Consider the following 13,129-nt stretch of genomic DNA (forward strand, 5'->3'; position numbering starts at 1 on the left):
AGGACGCCTTCGCAGGCAAGCCTGGCTCCTACAGAAGCAAAAAAACGGCGATGTTCAGTCAAAAAAAAACGCCCCGAACCAGTCGGGGCGTTTTCATGTGCGACTCAGCAGCAGGAAATTACTTGCCTGCCCAGCGCTTCAGTACCAGCGTGGCGTTGGTGCCACCGAAACCGAAGCTGTTGCTCATCACGGTGTCGATCTTGGCGTTTTCCTGGGTCTTGGTCAGCACCGGCAGGTCAGCCACTTCAGGATCCAGCTCGTCGATGTTGGCGGAGCCGGCAATGAAGTTGCCTTCCATCATCAGCATGCAGTAGATCGCTTCGTGAACGCCGGCGGCGCCCAGGGAGTGACCCGACAGGCTCTTGGTGGAGCTGATGGCCGGAGCCTTGTCGCCGAACACTTCACGCACACCTTTCATTTCCGCGACGTCGCCGACCGGAGTCGAGGTGCCGTGGGTGTTCAGGTAGTCGATCGGGGTGTCGACGGTGGACAGCGCTTGCTGCATGCAGCGGATTGCGCCTTCGCCACTTGGGGCAACCATGTCGTAGCCGTCGGAAGTCGCGCCGTAGCCGACGATTTCCGCGTAGATCTTCGCACCACGGGCCAGAGCGTGTTCCAGCTCTTCGACCACGACCATGCCGCCACCGCCAGCGATGACGAAACCGTCACGGTCGGCGTCGTAGGCACGGGAGGCTTGTTCTGGAGTCTCGTTGCGCTTGCTGGACAGGGCGCCCATGGCGTCGAACAGGAACGACTGGCTCCAGTGTTCTTCTTCACCGCCGCCGGCGAACACGATGTCCTGCTTGCCCATCTGGATCTGTTCCATGGCGGTACCGATGCAGTGAGCACTGGTGGCGCAGGCGGAAGCGATGGAGTAGTTCAGGCCCTTGATCTTGAACGGAGTGGCCAGGCACGCCGAAACGGTGCTGCTCATGGTCCGCGTTACGCGGTATGGGCCGACGCGCTTGACGCCTTTCTCGCGCAGGATGTCCAGCGCTTCCATCTGGTTCAGGGTGGAGGCGCCACCGGAACCGGCGATCAGGCCGGTACGCGGGTTGGACACTTGCTCTTCGGTCAGGCCGGAGTCGGTAATGGCGTCTTTCATGGCCAGGTAGGCGTAAGCCGCCGCGTGGCCGACGAAACGATAGATCTTGCGATCGATCAGTTCTTCGAGGTTGAGGTCAATGGAGCCGGAAACCTGGCTACGCAGACCCATTTCGGCATATTCCGGGTTGAACCGGATGCCAGGGCGGCTTGCACGCAGGTTAGCGGAGACGGTCTCTTTGTCATTGCCCAGGCACGAAACGATGCCCAGACCAGTGATAACGACGCGGCGCATGCGAATAACCCTTAGAAGTTGTCAGTGGAGGTGAACACGCCGACACGGAGGCCTTCGGCGGTGTAAATTTCGCGACCGTCGACAGTCACCGAACCGTCGGCAATGGCCAGGTTCAGCTTGCCCTTCAGGACGCGTTTGATATGGATGTTGTAGGTGACTTTCTTGGCGGTCGGCAGGACCTGGCCGAAGAACTTCACTTCGCCCGAACCCAGTGCGCGACCGCGGCCCGGCAGGCCTTGCCAGCCCAGGAAGAAGCCGACCAGTTGCCACATGGCGTCCAGGCCCAGGCAGCCCGGCATCACCGGATCGCCTTCGAAATGGCAGGCGAAGAACCACAGGTCCGGATTGATATCCAGCTCGGCGACCAATTCACCTTTGCCGTACTTGCCGCCTTCTTCGCTGATCAGGGTGATGCGATCAACCATCAGCATGTTCGGGGCGGGCAGTTGCGCGTTACCTGGGCCGAACAGCTCACCGCGACTGCAGCGCAGCAGATCTTCCCGGGTAAAGGCGTTTTGTTTGGTCATGCGAGCTCCTCAATAGTCCCATGCGGCAGGTGGGGCAAATCTTCCCGGCCGATCGAAGCGTTCATGCCTCGAACCGGCAGCCTACTCATAGACTATTGCGTTGTAGTGAAAGTCACAGCGCCAAGGACATGAATGTACACTTGTGCACTGAAATTTTTATTCAAGCCCCTTTTCGAGGCTATTCGGGTGCCTAAGACTGCCGCAATTTCGCTTTACACGCCAGTCGCAGATGCTCGAAAGGCCTGTACTACTGCACCCAGCGCTGCAGAATCTGCTGCAGGTCAGTACGTTTGAAGGGCTTGGCCAGATAATCGTTCATCCCCGCCGACAGACAGGCTTCGCGGTCGCCCTGCAAGGCGTTGGCGGTCAGGGCAATGATCGGCAGGCCGTCGCAACCGGGCAGCCGGCGAATCTGTCGGGTCGCTTCGTAGCCGTCGATGACCGGCAGGCGGCAGTCCATCAGAATCGCTTCGAACGTCAGGCTCTCGGCACTGCGTACGGCCTGGGCGCCATCGACGGCGACGCTGACCTTGAAACCAAGACTGCGCAGCATGGCTTCGATGACCGTCTGGTTGACCGGATTGTCTTCGACCAGCAATACATTGCGACCCAGGCCATCGTCAGCTCCGGAAGGCGCGCGCGGTGCCAGGGACGGTAGCGGTTGCTGGTAGAGCGCCAGCGGAATCTCCAGGGTAAACACCGAACCGCGGCCTTCTTCGCTCTGGGCGCGCAGGGTCCCGCCCATGCGTTCGGCCAGGGTGCGGGCAATGGGCAGGCCCAGGCCGGTGCCGCCGTAACGTCTTGAAATAGAACTATCCGCCTGTTGAAACGCGTTGAACATCAGTTCCAGACTTTCGGGCGCAATACCGATGCCGCTGTCGCGCACGCTGCAGGTGAACCACAGCAATTCGTGATCCAGTGACTGCCATTGCGACTCGATGGAAATGCGTCCCTGCTCGGTGAACTTCAGCGCATTGCCGATCAGGTTCACCAGGATCTGCCGGATCCGCGTCGGATCGCCCTGCACCTGCAAGCCCTTCATGTCCTGCGGCGTCAGCAATTGCAGCTCGAGCTTGCGCTGCGCGGCGCTGTGATAGAAGGACTGCGCGCAGGCGCCGATCAGGTCGGTGAGGTTGAACGGGATGTGTTCCAGCTCCAGCTCCGAACGTTCGATGCGCGAGAAGTCGAGAATGTCGTTGATCACCTTGAGCAGATGCTCGGTGGACTCCGAAGCCAGCGCCGCGTATTCGACCTGTTCCGGGGTCATCTCGGTGGTTTCCAGCAACTGCAGCATGCCCAGTACGCCATTCATTGGCGTGCGCAGTTCGTGGCTCATCATGGCGAGGAAATCGGACTTGGCGTTGTTGGCCTTTTCCGCCTCTTCGCGGGTCTGGATCAGTTGCGCCATGGCCTGGTGCTGTTCGCGACTGGCCTGTTCCAGGCCGCTGGCCAGGTTGTTGATGTGTTGCGACAGCGCGCCCAGTTCGGTGTCGTCGACAATCGGCAGCGGGGTTTTGTAGTCCCCTTCGGCGATCGCCTTGACCGCGTCGCCGATCTCACGGATCGGCTGCGACAGGCTGCCGGCCAGTCGACGGGCCAGCAGGAAGGTAAACAGCAGGGCGAACAGCGCCAGAATCCCCGCCTTGAACAGGATCTCCTGCTGGCGCTGGCTGAACGCATCGCTGGACAGGCCGACGATCACCCGGCCCAGATAATCTTCGGCTGGCGCGGCGCTGTCGGCGCTGGTGGCCTGGAAAAAATCGTTGTGCAGCGCGATGCGTTGCAGCCGCACCGGCGCCTGGAACACTTCGACCTGATGCGGACGGTTGTGGTTGACCGAGGGTTGTTCGACGTACACCAGAATCCGGTTGGCGTTGTCCTGAACCTCCAGGAAGCGCACGTTGGGCGTGGCCAGCGTCGCGTTGAGCAGGCTTTCCAGCACTTCGTTGTTACCGGAAATCACCCCGTACTCGGTGGCCGGGGCCAACTGGTTGGCGATCAGTTGGCCGGTGTGATTGAGCTCCTGGCGCAGGTCCTGGATCCGCACGAAGGTAAAGAAACTGATCAACAGCAGAGTCAGCAGCAGGGCAGGGCCGAGGCTTATAAGCTGGGTCCGGGTGTTGATGTCCCAGCGGCGACGGAAAGTCATGGGCGGCGTTCTCTTTCAGCCAACAGTGTTGCGACAGATGCTTCATCTATCTGTTCAATACCTAATGAACGAGCCACCTGCGAATTACTTGAAACCTTGAAGCGCGGCGGGTAGTAAGTGCGCGGCCAATTTGCAGGTGGCAGGTCGAGCAGGTCATCGAGAATCGCCAGCCAGTCGCTTTGATCGCTGAAAGTGCTTGCCAGGCTGCCGGCCCTGACGAAACCGGCGTTGGGGCCGATCAGCGCCAACTGTCGCGAATAGCTGCTCAGCAGCAGGTTCTTTGCGGTTTTCGGGTTGAACAGGTCCGGGTCATCCAGGCCCAGCAGCACATCGCTGCGGCTGAGCAGAGCTTGCAACGGGCGGCTGTCGTGGGTGTTGTCCCAGCGCTGGGTCACTACTTCAAGGCCCAGGGGGTGGGCGGCGCGGCGCAACTCGGTCAGCAGAAACTCGCTGTGATCGTCATACAGCACACCGATGCGTCTGGCCTGGGGCAGCAGAGTGCGGGTCAGGTGCAACTGACGCTCCAGCGGTGGGTCGCTCCACAGCAGGCTGAGGTGCGGCGGATGCGTTTCGCCAAGGCGTTGCCGCGCTTGCAGGCGGCTGATGCGCAACACCAGCGTCGCCGGGCCTTGTTCGCTTTGCAGGCGCCAGTCCAGGCTCGGCAAGTCGAGGAGAATCAGGCGGATGTCGTCCGCAAGCGCTGTCGGCGCGGGCAGTTCGTTCAGCGGCTGGAAACGCACGTTATCGTTGGGGCGCAGTTCACGCAGAGCCTGCACGAAGGATTGCACACCCGGACTGTCCTCGACGCCGGTCAGCAGGATATCGGCGGCGTTGGCCGACAGACCGCTCAGCCAGCCACCGATGATCAGGCACAGCATTGCCAGCAGGTGGGCAACACCTGGTCGCTTGCGTGCCGGACGATGGGCCATCTTAAAACGCCAGCTCCGCGCTGAAGTACATCACTCGGCGATCGTCGTAGTTGTTATCGATGAGGGTGGTGGGCTGGTGGTCGAGGCGTTGCTGGAGCACGCCGGCCAATTCCAGATTGGTTTTGCCCAGGACGATGCGCTTGGCGATGCGGGTGTCGACACGCTCGAAGCGATAGCCGTTGAGGGCATCGTCACCATAATAGAAGAGGGCGCTGTTCCAGCCGTGACCCCAGTCGCGCAGCCAGCCGGCGGAACCGCTGTTGCGTGCGGTCTGTTGCGCGTCCTGGGGATTGCTCGCGTCGGCATCGACATAGGCGTAGGTCAGGCGCAGGCGGTCGGCCTGGTTGATTCGCCAGTCGAGTTGGGTTTCGGCACCGGAGAAACGCGCGGTATTGGAATTGCTGGCGATGAACTGATTGTTGCGCAGCGGTTCGCTGACCATCCCGGTGATTTCGTCGTAGAACAGCTTCACATCGACGGCCAGCCCCAAGTCTGCGAAGTAGCCGTTGTAGCCCAGTTCCCGGGAGCGCATGTGTTCCTGATCGAGATTGCCGGGGCCGCGGGTACTGACGAAATAGCGGGCGCTGGACTGGCCGTAGGCACTTGGTCGCAGGTTGGTGACCCGGTAACTCCAGTTGACGCTGTTCTCGAACATGTCCGGCGAACGGACGGCCTCGGAGTACACCGCGCGCAAGCCGTGGCGCGGGTTGATCAGGTAATTGACCGCCACGCGCGGAGTCAGGGAACTGCCGATCAGTTGCGTGTCTTCGAACATCGCACCGCCCTGCAACAGCCAATGCTCGCTGGCTCGCCATTCGAGCTGGCCGAATGCCCGCCAGGTGGTGTCGTCGAGTGTGCCGTTGAAATAGGTTTCGGAGTTCGCCCGGTCATAGCGGTAGTTCAAGCCGCTGACCAGACGCAGGCCATCGGCGAGGCTCAGGGTGTCCTGCAATTCAAGGTCGTAGCGTGATTCGCGGGTGCTCTGATCGATGTTGCCGCAAACCGTCTGGCTGGCGCCGTTGCGCCATTGGTCGAGGACCTGAGCGCCCAGAGCCTGCTCGGCGGGTGTGCCGGCGGGGGCTCCTGTGCCCGTGAAGCTGGCGATGTTGCGTGCCAGGCGTTCGGTGTAGTTCGGGTTGAGCTGCCACAACTGCGTCAGTTGCGGGCTGAACGACACCTCGGCGTCACAGGCGCGCCAGGTCTGCTGGCGGTCCCAATGCTGGGCCGAGCTCTGGACGTACAGGCTATGTCCGGGGTTGAGGTCGAGGTTCCAGCGCAGCGAGCCGGCGTAATCCTTGGCGCTGACGTCGGAATTGTTCCCGGAACTGGTAATCCCCGAGAACACCGGGCGGTAGGTATAAGGGCGCTGGTTGCTGCCTTCTTTCGCGTTCAATTGCCAATCGATGCTTTGGCGCTCGTCCAGAGTCTGGCTGACGGCCAGGTTGAAGCGGTTCAAGCGGCGGCTGTCGCGGTAATCAGCGCCCGTGCGGTCGGTGTCGAAGCCGTCGTCCTGCTGGCCGGACAGGGACAGGCGCAAGTCACCGTCATCCCAGCCCACGCCCTGGCTGGCATAAAAATCGTCGATGCCGCGCTGGCCACGGGTGACTTTCATCCGTGTACCGAGGCTGTCCGCCGGCTTGCGGGTGATGATGTTGACCACCGCCATCAACGCATTGGCGCCGTAGCTGACAGTGTTAGGACCGCGGAAAACCTCGATACGCTCGATATCTTCCATGGCCACCGGAATGTCGCTCCAGTCCACGGTGGCCAGGCCCGCGCGATAGACCGAACGGCCGTCGATCAGCACCTGCATGCGCCGCGCCTGAGTGGCATTGGTCCCGTGGTAGTTCACCGCCGCCTGATTGCCGCTGAGATTGCCGACCATCATACCGGGCACCAGCCGCAATACTTCACTGATGTCGCGGGCGCCGCTGGCGGTGATCAGGGTGTTGTCGATCACCGTCATGCTTCCCGGCACCGCGGCTGGCGACTGTTTCAGGCGGGTGGCCGTCAGCACTTGCGGCAACGGATCGCTGTCGAGAAACAAGTCGTCGGCAAATACCGGCGAACTGAGGAACAGCGCCAGTACCAGAGGCGAGCGGGGTGAGGGTGAATCCAGCGACACAACACGTCCTTGTTATTGGTGGGTGGCGCGCATGTTAACCGAGCCGGATGACTTTTCCAGTCACGATGTCGGCACTTTCCACGGCTTTCTTGAACTTAATCGGTTCTGCACCGGTAATTGATGTGGGGACTGGCCGCCATCGGGGCGCTCCGTATAATGCCGACATCGCCACTGGTATGGATTAACGGATTGCATATGACTGAACAGCGCCCGATTGCGGTTCTGGGAGGCGGAAGTTTTGGTACCGCCGTGGCTAACCTGCTGGCCGAAAACGGACATCAGGTCCTGCAATGGATGCGTGATCCCGAACAGGCCGAGGCCATTCGGGTCAATCGCGAGAACCCGCGTTACCTCAAGGGCATCAAGGTCCTGCCGGGCGTGACCCCGGTGACCGACCTGCAAGCCACCCTCGACGCCTGCGACCTGAACTTCGTCGCGCTGCCCTCCAGCGCGCTGCGCTCAGTGCTGGCGCCGCACGCCGAACGGCTGCGCGGCAAGATGCTGGTGAGCCTGACCAAGGGCATCGAAGCCCACACCTTCAAACTGATGAGCCAGATCCTCGAAGAGATCGCCCCGCAGGCGCGCATCGGCGTGCTGTCCGGGCCGAATCTGGCCCGGGAAATCGCCGAACACGCACTGACCGCCACGGTGGTCGCCAGCGAAGACGAAAAACTCTGCGAACAGGTGCAAGCCGTGCTGCACGGCCGCACGTTCCGCGTGTACGCCAGCGCCGACCGTTTTGGCGTCGAGCTGGGCGGGGCGTTGAAGAACTGCTACGCGATCATCGCCGGCATGGCGGTGGCGCTGAACATGGGCGAGAACACCAAGAGCATGCTGATCACCCGGGCGTTGGCGGAGATGACCCGCTTTGCGGTGAATCAGGGCGCCAATCCCATGACTTTCCTCGGCCTTGCCGGAGTGGGCGATTTGATCGTGACCTGCTCGTCGCCGAAGAGTCGCAACTATCAGGTCGGCTTTGCCCTCGGCCAAGGCTTGAGCCTGGACGAGGCGGTCAACCGCCTGGGCGAAGTCGCCGAAGGCGTCAACACCCTCAAGGTACTCAAGGCCAAGGCCCAGGAAGTGGGCGTCTATATGCCGCTGGTCGCCGGATTGCACGCGATTCTGTTCGAAGGGCGCACGCTGGATCAGGTGATCGGTCTGCTGATGCGCGGCGAGCCCAAAACCGATGTCGACTTCATTTCCACCAGCGGTTTCAACTGAACCCCCGAATTAACAGGAACGGAACAAGACATGAGCGATCAAAAAGTGGAAGCCAAATACGAGTCCATCGTCCTGCGGGTCCTTTGGATGATCGTCTTTGTGCTGGTCTGGCAAGTAGCGCAGTTCATCCTTGGCGCCGTTGTGCTGGTGCAGTTGATCTATCGTTTGATCTATGGCGCCCCGAGCGCCAGCCTGATGAACTTCGGCGACAGTCTGAGCCAGTTTCTGGCCCAGATCGGTCGGTTCGGCTGTTTTCATAGCGACCAGAAACCCTGGCCGTTCGCCGATTGGCCAGCGCCGCGTACGCCGGAAGGTGAAGCGCCGCACACTGTGGCGCCAGCCCCGCACCCGGCCCGAGATGAGGAACCCAAGCTATGAAACTCTGGGTATTGCGTCATGGTGAAGCCGAACCGCACGGTTCCCAGCCCCACGATTCGCAGCGGGCATTGACCGAACACGGTCGTGAAGAAGTGCTGCGCAGCGCTGCCCGGTTGATGGGGCAGCCTGTCACCGCGATCTATTCCAGTCCTTATTTGCGAGCGCAGCAGACCGCGCAACTGGTGCGCGAGGCCCTGGGCTTCGAGCCGGAGATCCGTACCGTCGACTGGCTGACCCCGGAAAGCGATCCGGACAAGGTGGCCGAGCAACTGGTGGCGGTGAGCAATGTCCTGCTGGTCAGCCACAACCCGCTGGTGGGTAACCTGCTGAGCTACCTGCAGCATGGCGCTGGGCATCCGCCGGAAAAAGTCAGCACCGCCGGCCTTGCCGAGCTGAAAGGCGAAGAGCTGCTGATTGGCTCGATGAAGCTCAACAGCATCAAACACCCGTAATTCTCTACATCCTGTAGGAGCGAGGCTTGCCCGCGAAGCAGACGCCGCGGTCTACCGGTCCAAATGCAAATTCCGCATCCGCTCGATGTAAGCCAGAATCTCCTGCCCAGCCACTTCTGCATTGGCAAATGGCCCCTCCAGGGTGTTTTCCCGGGTGCTGAAGTACAACTCCCCATTTACCCGACACAACCGGTCACTGCGAAAGTGGGTGGCGGGGGCGTTGTCCTGGGCGCGCATGCCGTACATGGCTACCTCCTGAATTATGGTTGTGGGCAGATCCAATCAGCTTATGCATGAATCACTTGCGGCGCCTGACAATCGGATCGATGGCACATTGCCAATTAACTGATACGACCTGCACAGTTTCATTCGCGGCCAGGCTGCAACTGTCCCTGTGTGCCACATCGCGGTGCGCCTAGAATGGCGATTCCGGACATTCGGTTAATTGGGGGGCACATGCACATTTCATCCGGTCGCTGGGTTTACGGGTTGTTCCTGGCCTTGCTGACCGCGCTTCTGTGGGGAATTCTTCCGATCAAGCTCAAACAGGTCCTGCTGGTGATGGACCCGGTCACCGTGACCTGGTTTCGCCTGATGGTGTCCGGTGGTTGTCTGTTCCTCTATCTGGCCGCGACCAGACGCTTGCCCAGCCGCAAAGTGCTCGGCCCCCGCGGTGGCTGGCTGGTGGCGATGGCCGTACTGGGCTTGGTGGGTAACTACATCCTGTACCTGATGGGCCTGAACCTGCTCAGCCCCGGCACCGCGCAACTGGTGGTGCAGATGGGCCCGATCATGCTGCTGATCGCCAGTGTGTTCGTGTTCAAGGAGCGTTTCAGCCTGGGGCAGGGGATCGGCCTGGCGGTGCTGCTGGTCGGTTTCGCACTGTTCTTTAACCAGCGTCTGAGTGAGCTGCTGACCTCCCTGACCGACTACACAGCCGGCGTGTTGCTGGTGCTGTTGGCCTCCACGGTCTGGACCTTTTACGCGCTGGGCCAGAAGCAATTGCTGACGGTGTGGAATTCGTTGCAGGTGATGATGGTGATCTACCTGTTCTGCGCTCTGCTGCTGACGCCCTGGGTGCATCCGCTGGAGGCGCTGCAACTGAATCCGCTGCAAGGCTGGCTGCTGCTGGCGTGCTGCCTGAATACCCTGATTGCCTACGGCGCATTTGCCGAAGCCCTGGCCCATTGGGAGGCCTCGCGGGTCAGTGCGACGCTGGCGATCACGCCGTTGGTAACCTTTGGTGCCGTAGCGCTGGCGGCCTGGTGGTGGCCTGAGTTTGTGCATGCCGAGACCATCAATGGTCTGGGGTATGGCGGGGCGGTGCTGGTGGTGTTGGGATCGGCGTTGGTGGCGTTGGGGCCGTCTTTGATTGCTGGTTTGAAGGCCCGAAAGCTGCGGATGGCGGCCAGTTAGACCGCGTTATCGTTCTTCGCGGGCAAGCCACGCTCCCACAAGGATTTGTGTCGATCATAAATGATGTGAACAACACCAATCCCTGTGGGAGCGGGCTTGCCCGCGAAGACTGACTACCAGACGCTAAAGAACTCAGCCCTTGGCCCCAGCCTCCAGCATATTCTCCGGCCGCACCCAGGCATCGAACTGCTCATCCGTCAGATACCCCAACTGCAACGCCGACTCCCTCAGAGTCAGCCCTTCGCTGTAGGCCTTCTTGGCGATCTCCGCCGACTTGTCATAACCAATGTGCGGATTCAGCGCGGTCACCAGCATCAACCCACGCTCCAGATGCTCAGCCATTTTCCCGGCATCCGGCTCCAGGCCCGCGATGCAGTGCTGCTGGAAGTTGCTGCAGCCATCGCCCAGCAGGCGGATCGATTGCAGCAGGTTATGGATGATCACCGGCTTGAACACGTTCAGCTGCAAATGACCCTGGCTCGCGGCAAACCCGATGGTCACGTCGTTGCCCAGCACCTGACAGGCCAGCATCGACAGCGCCTCGCACTGGGTCGGGTTGACCTTGCCCGGCATGATCGAGCTGCCCGGCTCGTTGGCCGGCAGTTTCACTTCGGCAAAGCCGGCGCGCGGACCAGAGCCCAGCAGGCGCAAGTCGTTGGCGATTTTCATCAGGGCCACGGCGAGGGTTTTCAGCGCGCCGGAGAGGCTGGTCAGCGGCTCATGCCCGGCTAGCGCGGCAAACTTGTTCGGCGCGGTGGTGAAGGGCAGGCCGGACAGCGCCGCCAGCTCGGCGGCGATCGCTTCGCCGAAACCGTGGGGCGAATTCAGTCCGGTGCCGACGGCGGTGCCGCCCTGGGCCAGTTCGCAGACCGCCGGCAGTGCCGCGCGGATCGCCCGTTCGGCGTAGTCCAGTTGCGCTATGAAACCCGAAACTTCCTGGCCGAAGGTGACAGGTGTGGCGTCCATCATATGAGTGCGCCCGGTTTTCACCAGTTTCATGTGGCGCGCCGACAGCTCGGCCAGACCGCCCGACAGCTCGGCAATTGCCGGCAACAAGTGTTGCTGCACCGCCTGCACGGCAGCGATGTGCATGGCGGTGGGGAAGCAGTCGTTGGAGCTCTGGGAGCGATTGACGTGATCGTTGGGGTGAACCGGGGATTTGCCGCCGCGCGGGTTGCCGGCCAGTTCGTTGGCGCGACCGGCGATCACTTCGTTGACGTTCATGTTGCTCTGGGTGCCGCTGCCGGTCTGCCAGACCACCAGCGGGAACTGGTCATCGTGCTCGCCATCGAGCACTTCGTCGGCGGCCTGTTCGATCAGGCGGGCAATGTCGGCCGGCAGATCGCCGTTGCGGTCATTGACCCGCGCCGCGGCTTTCTTGATCAGGGCCAGGCCGTGCAATACCGCCAGCGGCATGCGTTCGTTGCCAATGGCAAAGTTGACCAGCGAGCGTTGCGTCTGAGCGCCCCAGTAGGCCTCATCCGGGACTTCAACCTGGCCAAGGCTGTCGGTTTCGATACGGCTCATCGGTCACTCTCCAGTAGTCTGATTGCGCAGTTTAGGCCGTGCTCGACGGCCGGGGTTCCATCAGTCTCGCTAGCCTCCATTGAACCCCTCTAAATCAGGTGCGACAAGGCCTGGGGTTGAGTGACACACTTTTTTAGGCGCAGAATGGTCGTCCTTGGGGTTTAACCTCGCCTGCTAGATAAGGAAACTCGATGACTCGTCTTCGTGCCATCTGTACCGCGGTTGCATTGGTATGTGCCAGTGGCCAGGTTCTCGCCGATACCGCCAGCCATAACGCCAGTGCCGAGGCTTTCCTGACCCTGGCGCATGCTGACAAATTGGGCACTCCGGTGTACATGCAGGTTCAGCAGATGTTTGCCCAGCGCTTCCAGCAAACCAAAGCCCCGGACTCGAAAAAAGCGGTCCTGGAAACCTACCAGGCCAAGGCCAACGCCGCGCTTGACCAGGCCATCGGCTGGAACAAGCTGAAGCCGGACATGGTCAAGCTCTACACCACCAACTTCTCCGAATCCGAACTCAAGGACCTGGTTGCCTTCTACCAGTCGCCATTGGGCAAGAAAGTGCTGGAAAAAATGCCTCAGCTGACCCAGCAATCGGCCCAGCTGACCCAGGCCAAGCTGGAAAGCGCCGTGCCTGTGGTCAACAAGCTGCTGGCTGACATGACCGCCGAGCTGGAGCCGAAAGCCGCTCCGGCCAAGAAAAAGCCTTAAGCGGAGTTAGCAATGACCATGCAACAACGCATCGAATCGACGCTGGGCCTGCTGCAGCCCGAGCACCTGCAAGTGCTGGATGAAAGCCACATGCACAGCCGTGGGACACAGACCCACTACAAGGCCGTTGTGGTCAGCCAGCAGTTCGAGGGGCTCAATCGCGTCAAGCGTCACCAGAAAGTCTACGGCACGCTCGGCGAGCTGATGGGCGAGTTCCATGCGTTGGCGCTGCATACCTACACGCCAGAGGAATGGGCACAGATGGACGGGGCTCCGGCTTCGCCGACCTGTGCCGGTGGCAGTAAGCACTGAGATCAACCCTGTAGGAGCACGGCTTGCCGGCGAAGGCGTCCTCA

At 61.4% G+C, this 13,129-nt stretch carries 13 protein-coding genes; 6 read left to right on the top strand and 7 right to left on the bottom strand.

Features of this window, described 5'->3' with window-relative positions; translation table 11 throughout:
* Window positions 1–118 precede the first annotated feature (118 nt).
* The 5 genes from fabB to ACW9JE_RS22795 form a co-directional block, all read right to left on the bottom strand.
* Entirely contained in the window at window positions 119–1,339 is a 1,221-nt protein-coding gene (gene fabB, locus ACW9JE_RS22775) for a beta-ketoacyl-ACP synthase I (protein ID WP_175376798.1), read from the bottom strand.
* Window positions 1,340–1,350: 11 nt separating this feature from the next.
* Window positions 1,351–1,866, bottom strand: coding sequence for a 3-hydroxyacyl-[acyl-carrier-protein] dehydratase FabA (gene fabA, locus ACW9JE_RS22780; RefSeq protein ID WP_003227150.1), 516 nt, complete (start codon window positions 1,864–1,866; stop codon window positions 1,351–1,353).
* Between the two features lie 247 nt (window positions 1,867–2,113).
* Complete coding sequence (locus tag ACW9JE_RS22785) at window positions 2,114–4,015, bottom strand: ATP-binding protein (protein ID WP_457434014.1); 1,902 nt, start codon at window positions 4,013–4,015, stop codon at window positions 2,114–2,116.
* Entirely contained in the window at window positions 4,012–4,944 is a 933-nt protein-coding gene (locus ACW9JE_RS22790) for an ABC transporter substrate-binding protein (RefSeq protein ID WP_457434015.1), read from the bottom strand. The genes ACW9JE_RS22785 and ACW9JE_RS22790 overlap by 4 nt, the downstream gene beginning before the upstream one ends.
* A 1-nt stretch (window position 4,945) precedes the next feature.
* Window positions 4,946–7,069, bottom strand: a complete 2,124-nt coding sequence (locus tag ACW9JE_RS22795; RefSeq protein WP_457434016.1) for a TonB-dependent receptor plug domain-containing protein — start codon at window positions 7,067–7,069, stop codon at window positions 4,946–4,948.
* A 195-nt stretch (window positions 7,070–7,264) separates the two neighbouring features.
* On the opposite strand from ACW9JE_RS22795, the gene ACW9JE_RS22800 reads away from it, so the two are divergent.
* From ACW9JE_RS22800 to sixA, 3 genes are read left to right on the top strand one after another with little or no spacing between them, the layout of a single operon-like run.
* Window positions 7,265–8,290 (top strand): NAD(P)H-dependent glycerol-3-phosphate dehydrogenase, encoded by a 1,026-nt coding sequence (locus ACW9JE_RS22800; RefSeq protein ID WP_457434017.1) that lies wholly within the window; start codon window positions 7,265–7,267, stop codon window positions 8,288–8,290.
* A gap of 30 nt (window positions 8,291–8,320) precedes the next feature.
* Window positions 8,321–8,668, top strand: coding sequence for a DUF4389 domain-containing protein (locus ACW9JE_RS22805; RefSeq protein WP_457434018.1), 348 nt, complete (start codon window positions 8,321–8,323; stop codon window positions 8,666–8,668).
* Complete coding sequence (sixA, locus tag ACW9JE_RS22810; RefSeq protein ID WP_457434019.1) at window positions 8,665–9,120, top strand: phosphohistidine phosphatase SixA; 456 nt, start codon at window positions 8,665–8,667, stop codon at window positions 9,118–9,120. Before ACW9JE_RS22805 ends, sixA begins: the two co-directional genes overlap by 4 nt.
* A 51-nt stretch (window positions 9,121–9,171) precedes the next feature.
* On the opposite strand, the gene ACW9JE_RS22815 is transcribed toward sixA, so the two are convergent.
* A complete protein-coding gene (locus ACW9JE_RS22815) occupies window positions 9,172–9,366 on the bottom strand; it encodes a DUF6316 family protein (RefSeq protein ID WP_457434020.1) in 195 nt (64 codons plus the stop codon).
* Window positions 9,367–9,576: 210 nt separating this feature from the next.
* On the opposite strand from ACW9JE_RS22815, the gene ACW9JE_RS22820 reads away from it, so the two are divergent.
* Entirely contained in the window at window positions 9,577–10,536 is a 960-nt protein-coding gene (locus ACW9JE_RS22820; protein WP_457434021.1) for a DMT family transporter, read from the top strand.
* Between the two features lie 132 nt (window positions 10,537–10,668).
* Here the strand turns inward: ACW9JE_RS22820 and ACW9JE_RS22825 are convergent, their stop codons facing one another.
* On the bottom strand, window positions 10,669–12,063 hold the full coding sequence (locus ACW9JE_RS22825; protein WP_224542131.1) for a class II fumarate hydratase: 1,395 nt from the start codon (window positions 12,061–12,063) through the stop codon (window positions 10,669–10,671).
* 191 nt (window positions 12,064–12,254) lie between these two features.
* Here ACW9JE_RS22825 and ACW9JE_RS22830 point away from each other — a divergent pair, with 191 nt between their 5' ends.
* Together ACW9JE_RS22830 and ACW9JE_RS22835 are read left to right on the top strand one after the other, a co-directional pair.
* Window positions 12,255–12,773: a DUF2059 domain-containing protein gene (locus ACW9JE_RS22830; RefSeq protein WP_224542129.1), complete on the top strand. Its 519-nt coding sequence runs from the start codon at window positions 12,255–12,257 to the stop codon at window positions 12,771–12,773.
* A 12-nt stretch (window positions 12,774–12,785) separates the two neighbouring features.
* A complete protein-coding gene (locus tag ACW9JE_RS22835) occupies window positions 12,786–13,085 on the top strand; it encodes a BolA family protein (RefSeq protein WP_175378359.1) in 300 nt (99 codons plus the stop codon).
* The last annotated feature ends 44 nt before the right edge of the window (window positions 13,086–13,129 follow it).

This window comes from Pseudomonas sp. SDO55104_S430 (assembly GCF_054070595.1).

Bases quoted from the DNA above. Each gene is read 5' to 3' on its own strand.
- fabB (WP_175376798.1), bottom strand. From the start codon at position 1,339: ATGCGCCGCGTCGTTATCACTGGTCTGGGCATCGTTTCGTGCCTGGGC.
- ACW9JE_RS22800 (WP_457434017.1), top strand. From the start codon at position 7,265: ATGACTGAACAGCGCCCGATTGCGGTTCTGGGAGGCGGAAGTTTTGGT.
- ACW9JE_RS22825 (WP_224542131.1), bottom strand. From the start codon at position 12,063: ATGAGCCGTATCGAAACCGACAGCCTTGGCCAGGTTGAAGTCCCGGAT.
- ACW9JE_RS22830 (WP_224542129.1), top strand. From the start codon at position 12,255: ATGACTCGTCTTCGTGCCATCTGTACCGCGGTTGCATTGGTATGTGCC.
- ACW9JE_RS22835 (WP_175378359.1), top strand. From the start codon at position 12,786: ATGACCATGCAACAACGCATCGAATCGACGCTGGGCCTGCTGCAGCCC.
- ACW9JE_RS22805 (WP_457434018.1), top strand. From the start codon at position 8,321: ATGAGCGATCAAAAAGTGGAAGCCAAATACGAGTCCATCGTCCTGCGG.
- sixA (WP_457434019.1), top strand. From the start codon at position 8,665: ATGAAACTCTGGGTATTGCGTCATGGTGAAGCCGAACCGCACGGTTCC.
- ACW9JE_RS22820 (WP_457434021.1), top strand. From the start codon at position 9,577: ATGCACATTTCATCCGGTCGCTGGGTTTACGGGTTGTTCCTGGCCTTG.
- ACW9JE_RS22785 (WP_457434014.1), bottom strand. From the start codon at position 4,015: ATGACTTTCCGTCGCCGCTGGGACATCAACACCCGGACCCAGCTTATA.
- ACW9JE_RS22790 (WP_457434015.1), bottom strand. From the start codon at position 4,944: ATGGCCCATCGTCCGGCACGCAAGCGACCAGGTGTTGCCCACCTGCTG.
- fabA (WP_003227150.1), bottom strand. From the start codon at position 1,866: ATGACCAAACAAAACGCCTTTACCCGGGAAGATCTGCTGCGCTGCAGT.
- ACW9JE_RS22815 (WP_457434020.1), bottom strand. From the start codon at position 9,366: ATGTACGGCATGCGCGCCCAGGACAACGCCCCCGCCACCCACTTTCGC.